5 protein-coding genes and 1 pseudogene are annotated in these 5,478 nt (G+C 70.7%); 2 read left to right on the forward strand and 4 right to left on the reverse strand.

The genetic code is table 11. The features are described from left to right. The 4 genes and pseudogenes from QZV81_RS01650 to QZV81_RS01665 all read right to left on the reverse strand — a co-directional run. A pseudogene (locus QZV81_RS01650) lies at positions 1 to 237 on the reverse strand (hypothetical protein); the annotation flags it as partial. Beyond that, entirely contained in the window at positions 234 to 1,448 is a 1,215-nt protein-coding gene (locus tag QZV81_RS01655) for an amidohydrolase (RefSeq protein WP_292831495.1), read from the reverse strand. The gene QZV81_RS01655 and the pseudogene QZV81_RS01650, both read right to left, overlap by 4 nt. Before the next feature lie 17 nt (positions 1,449 to 1,465). Next, on the reverse strand, positions 1,466 to 2,461 hold the full coding sequence (locus tag QZV81_RS01660; protein ID WP_292831498.1) for a LacI family DNA-binding transcriptional regulator: 996 nt from the start codon (positions 2,459 to 2,461) through the stop codon (positions 1,466 to 1,468). Position 2,462: 1 nt separating this feature from the next. Then, entirely contained in the window at positions 2,463 to 4,160 is a 1,698-nt protein-coding gene (locus tag QZV81_RS01665; protein ID WP_292831501.1) for a glycoside hydrolase family 13 protein, read from the reverse strand. A 64-nt stretch (positions 4,161 to 4,224) separates the two neighbouring features. Here QZV81_RS01665 and QZV81_RS01670 point away from each other — a divergent pair, with 64 nt between their 5' ends. Then, positions 4,225 to 4,740 (forward strand): adenine phosphoribosyltransferase, encoded by a 516-nt coding sequence (locus QZV81_RS01670; RefSeq protein ID WP_292831504.1) that lies wholly within the window; start codon positions 4,225 to 4,227, stop codon positions 4,738 to 4,740. Between the two features lie 15 nt (positions 4,741 to 4,755). Then, positions 4,756 to 5,478 (forward strand): HesA/MoeB/ThiF family protein (locus QZV81_RS01675; protein ID WP_292831507.1); only part of this gene is annotated, 723 nt, incomplete at its 3' end.

Below are 5,478 nucleotides of genomic sequence, written 5' to 3' on the forward strand. Positions count from 1 at the left end.
CGAAGCCGGCACCGGAGCGGCCGGGTTCGGCTCTTCGCTGCCGGTGGTGCCGGACGGACGCGTCAGTGCGATGCCGGCGACGACCACCACGGCGACGGCGAGCACTCCGGCCACGAGGCTCAGGACCACGGTCGGCCGCGGCCGCGGCCGCGGTTCGCGCGGACTGCGCGCGGGTCGTCGCGCCCGCTTCTCCGTTTCGTGCGGTTCCAGGGGGCCGAACAGATCGTCGAGGCTCATGCGAGGAACTCTCTTGCGGCGACCACGAGCGCGTCGACGCCACGCTCGATCGTGGGATGCAGAATCGGCGCGAAGAACGGTGAGTGGTTCGTCGGAATCTCTTCGTTCACGGCGCCGCGGGCGACGGCATCCGCGTACTGCTGCGGATCGAGACCACCCCAGAACCAGAACACCAGCGGCGCGCCGGTATCGCGGGCGAACCATGAGACATCCTCACTGCCGGTGAACATCCCCGGGTCGATCACGGTTCCCGCACCGAAGGCGAGATCGAACGCGGCGGTCACGCGCGCGGTCGACTGGGGATCGTTGATCGTCGGCGGCAGGGTATGGTCCACCCGGATGACGGGGGGATGTTGCGCACCGGATGCCGCGGCTTCGGCGCGGATCACCCGTTCCACGCGCTCGAGCACGTCGACCCGAGCCGCGTCGTCGGGGTAGCGCAGGCTGAGTTCGAGCGTCGCCTCGGCCGGGATGATGTTGTTCTTGAGCCCCGCGTGGATCGACCCGACGGTGACGACCGCCATCTCGCGCGGATCGACCTCGCGCGAGACCACCGTCTGCAGGCGCATCACTGTCGCGGCGGCCATGACGATCGGGTCGATCGTCGCGTGCGGGCGCGATCCGTGACCGCCGCGACCGAGGAGCGTGACGGTGAGCCCGTCGCTCGCGGCCATCTGCGTGCCGGGACGCACACCGATCATGCCCGCGGGGAGGGGCGTCAGGTGCTGTCCCAGGACGATGTCCGGGTGGGGGAAGCGGTCGAGCACGCCGTCGGCGATCATCGCCTGTGCGCCGGCGCCGTATTCTTCGGCGGGTTGGAACATCGCCACGATCGTGCCGGACCATTGGTCGCGAGTGGACTGGAGCTTCTCGAGCGCTCCGAGCAGCGCGGTCACGTGCATGTCGTGTCCGCACGCGTGCATCACCGGCACGTCGGTTCCCGCCGGATCGGTGGCACGCGCCGTGCTCGCATAGTCGAGGCCGGTCTGCTCGGCCACGGGAAGGGCATCCATGTCGGCGCGGAGCCAGATGACCGGGCCCTCACCGTTGGCGATGCTCGTGGCCACGCCGGTCTTGCCGACTCCCTCGATGAACTCGAGCCCGAGCGCGGCCAGCGCGCGTGTGATGACCCCGGCCGTGCGGGTCTCTTGGAACGACAGTTCCGGATGCCGGTGCAGATCCAGGTAGAGGGCCTCGAGATCGATGCTCATGGCACAGAGCCTACGGGTCAGGCCGGAGGGGCGGTCGACGCGCGGGGGACGAGCTCGAAGGGGAGGGATGCGGCGGGAGCGGCGACGTCTTCTCCCAGGGTGGCGAGCGCCGCCGCGGCGGCGGCGGCGCCCTGCGCGCGCGGGAACTGCTCGATCGTGGTCAGTTCGAACAATCCGCTGAGCTCGTGGCCGTCGACGCCGATGATCGAGAGGTCGCCGGGGACGTCGAGGCCCAGAGCGCGTGCGGCGAGGATCGCGCCGAAGGCGAGTTCGTCGGATGCGGCGAAGATCGCCGTCGGTGGCTGCGGCTGCCGGAGCAGGTCCCGTGCGGCGCGGTGGCCGCCGTCGATCGTGAAGTCGGCTCGCGCGAACCCGGCCGACGTCACGCCGGCTGCCGTGAGTTCGTCGATGAAGCCGCGGTGTCGCAGGGTCGGAATGTCCACCCCGGAGTCGCCCGGGCGCACTCGGCCGATGTGCGCGATGCGTCGGTGTCCGAGCGACAGCAGATGCTGCGTGGCGGCGCGCCCGACGGCTCGATCGTCGACGCGCAGCGTCGCCAGCTCGGGGCACGGCGTCCCGAGGCCGATGAGCGGCCGATCGAGCGCCTGGAGCTGTGCGATCTCCTCCGCCGAGACCGCCAGCGACAGGATGATGACGGCATCCACCCGACCGCGGCGGAGTGCCGTCTCGAACAGCCGGCGTCGCTGGGCCGCATCATCGGTCGCGTTGTACAGCGTGATGTCGTAGCCGAGGTCGGCGAGCCGCGTCGCGATGCCGTCGAGCACCTGCGCGAAGAACCACTTGTCGACGAGCGGCACGAGTACGCCGATCGATCGGGTGCGCCCGGTCGCCAGACCGGATGCCGCCGCCGAAGCCACGTAGCCGAGGTCTTCGGCTGCCCGCTGCACCCGCGCGCGCGTGGCATCCGATACTCGACCTCGTCCCCGCAGCGCGCGAGAGGCGGTCGCCGGCGAGACCTCGGCGTGGCGGGCGACCTCCTCGAGGGTCGTCATGTCAGTCCGCGACGAGCCAGACGGCCGTGTCGACGGGAAGCTCGGCACCGGTGAGGGGTCCGCTCGACGCCAGCACCGTGCCGGCGGGCAGAGCCACCGGCGCCGTGCCCGCATTCGCGATCACGGTGACGTGACCGTTGCGGAACGCGATCGCGTCCGCACCATAGCCATCGATCCACGCGAGTGCGCCCGCGCCGAGGCCTTCGGCGCGGCGCACGGCGAGCAGGGTCCGGTACAACCACAGGGTCGACTCGGGGTCTTCCTCCTGCGCGGAGCGCGAGAGCGCTGCCCATTCAGCCGGCTGCGGAAGCCACGCGGCCCCCGTCGGGCTGAATCCGTAGGCCGGAGCGTCCGCGGTCCACGGAATCGGGACGCGGCAGCCGTCCCGCCCGTATCGCGCGCCGTCCGTGCGGAACCAGGTCGGATCCCGGCGCACCTCGTCGGGCAGCTCGACGACCTCGGGAAGTCCCAGCTCCTCGCCCTGGTAGAGGTAGGCAGACCCCGGGAGGGCCAGCATGACGGCGGTCGCAGCGCGCGCCCGACGCAGGCCCACCGCGGCGATCGGCCGGCCCGGGGAGCCAGGACCGATGCCGTGACCCTGGGGACTCTCGGCCGTCAGTGCCAGGCGTGATGCGTGTCGGACGACATCGTGGTTGGAGAGCACCCAGGTCGCCGGCGCGCCGACCGCGGGAAAGGCGCGCAGCGACTCTGAAATCACGTCGCGAACGGCGGAGGCGCGCCACTGTGTCATCAGGTACGGGAAGTTGAAGGCCTGGTGCATCTCGTCGGGGCGCACCCATTCGGCCGTGCGGTCGACGGTCGGCAGCCACGCTTCGGCGCAGAGCGCGCGGTCGCCGTCGTACTCGGCGAGCACTCGGTGCCAGTCGCGGTATATGTCGTGCACACCCTCCTGGCCCCAGTACGGAGCTTCGTCGTGACCACCCAGGCTGACGGCGTCGCGGTCGGGGAGGTGGTCGGGCAGGCCGTCGGTCTTCACGAGTCCGTGCGCGACGTCGACGCGGAATCCATCGACACCACGGTCGAGCCAGAACCGCAGGATGCGGCGGAACTCCTCGTGGACCTCGGGATTGGACCAGTCGAAGTCGGGCTGGGTCGAGTCGAACAGATGAAGGTACCACTGGCCGTTGTCTTCGCGGGACGCCGGAGGCACACGCGTCCACGCAGGGCCGCCGAAGACGGATTCCCAATTGTTCGGCGGCAGTTCGCCCGACGCGCCCCGGCCGTCCTGGAACATGTAGCGGCCGCGCTCGGGGCTGCCCGGCGCGGCGGCGAGCGCCGCCTGGAACCATGCGTGCTGGTCCGAACTGTGGTTGGGGACGAGGTCGACGATCATCCGGATGCCGCGGTCATGAGCCCCCGCCAGCAGTGCGTCGAAGTCGGCGAGCGTGCCGAAAAGGGGGTCGACGTCGCAGTAGTCGGCGACGTCGTAGCCGGCGTCGTTCTGCGGTGACGGGTAGAACGGGCTGAGCCAGACGGCATCCACCCCGAGCGAGACGAGGTCGTCCAGGCGACTCGTGATCCCCGGCAGGTCGCCGATGCCGTCCCCCGAGGCATCGGCGAAGGAGCGCGGGTAGATCTGGTAGATGACCGCGGTGCGCCACCATTCGGCGCCCGGACGGCTTGCGCCGATCAGCGGCTCTGCCGCAGGTGACGGGGAGGTCGTCGATGTCCGGTCCATGCCGACCAGCCTAGAGCAAGCGCTTGCGCACGGGCCGAGGGGTTCAGCCGACTACCCTGGACCGGTGACCTCCGAGCTCGACCACGCCGCTTCGCTCATCGCAACGATCTCCGACTTTCCGGCGCCCGGAATCCTCTTTCGCGACATCTCGCCGCTCTTGGCCGACGCCGCGGCACTGCGCACCGTCGTCCACGCGGTCGTCGAGCCGTTCGCAGGGAGCTTCGACGTCGTTGCGGGAGTCGAGGCGCGCGGGTTCATGCTCGCAGGCGCCGTGGCGATCGCGACGGGCGCGGGCATGGTCCCGATCCGCAAAGCGGGCAAGCTCCCGCGACCGGCTGCGTCGGTTTCGTACGCGCTCGAATACGGCACGGCCGAGATCGAGATGTCCGATGACCTGCCCGCCGGAACCCGCATGCTGCTGGTCGACGACATCCTCGCCACGGGCGGCACCCTGCGTGCCGCGCAGGAGCTGCTCGCTCACCTCGACTACGTCGTCGCCGGCACCGCTGTGCTCATGGAGCTGGCAGATCTCGACGGACAGCGGATGTGCGGTCCCGTGCACACGGTCTTCCGGGTCTGAGAGCGTCCGCGCATCATGATGAATGAACAGGCACCCCTCGTCGCACCGGGCCCGCCCCTGACCCCGGAGGAACGCGGGCGGTATCAGCGACAGCTGGTTCTTCCGGAGATCGGTGATCTCGGCCAGCGGCGGCTTGCGAACGCCCGGGTGCTCGTGGTGGGCGCCGGCGGCCTCGGCTCCCCCGTGCTGACCGCTTTGGCCGGCGCCGGCGTCGGGACGCTCGGCATCATCGACGATGACACGGTCGAGATCAGCAACCTGCACCGGCAGACCATCCACGCCGGGGCGGCTCCGGGCAGCGCGAAAGTCGACTCCGTCGTCCGTGCACTCCGCGAGCTGAATCCGCTCGTGACCGTCATGGCCTTCCACGAGCGATTCACGGCCGACGCGGGGCGCGAGCTCACCGCGCGGTTCGACCTCGTCGTCGACTGCGCCGACACGTTCGCGACGCATGCCGACGTGATCGGCGCTGCCGAACGGCACGGCGTCCCGGTCGTGTGGGGGTCGTCCCTGGGGATGGACGGACAGGTGACGGTGTTCGATCGCGGCAGCGGCGCTGTGGGCAGTGTGGGCCTGGACGACCTCTATCCTGTCCTGCCGGCCGATCAGCCCGGCGGCGCCTGCCAGGCGGCGGGGATCCTCGGGCCTGTCTGCGGTGCGGTGGGATCGGTCATGGCGATCGAGGCGATCAAGCTCATCGTCGGCACCGGGCGCCCGCTGCGAGGGCGGATGCTGGTG

Origin of the sequence: Microbacterium sp. (genome assembly GCF_011620665.1) — a bacterium.
Taxonomy (GTDB): Bacteria; Actinomycetota; Actinomycetes; order Actinomycetales; family Microbacteriaceae; genus Microbacterium.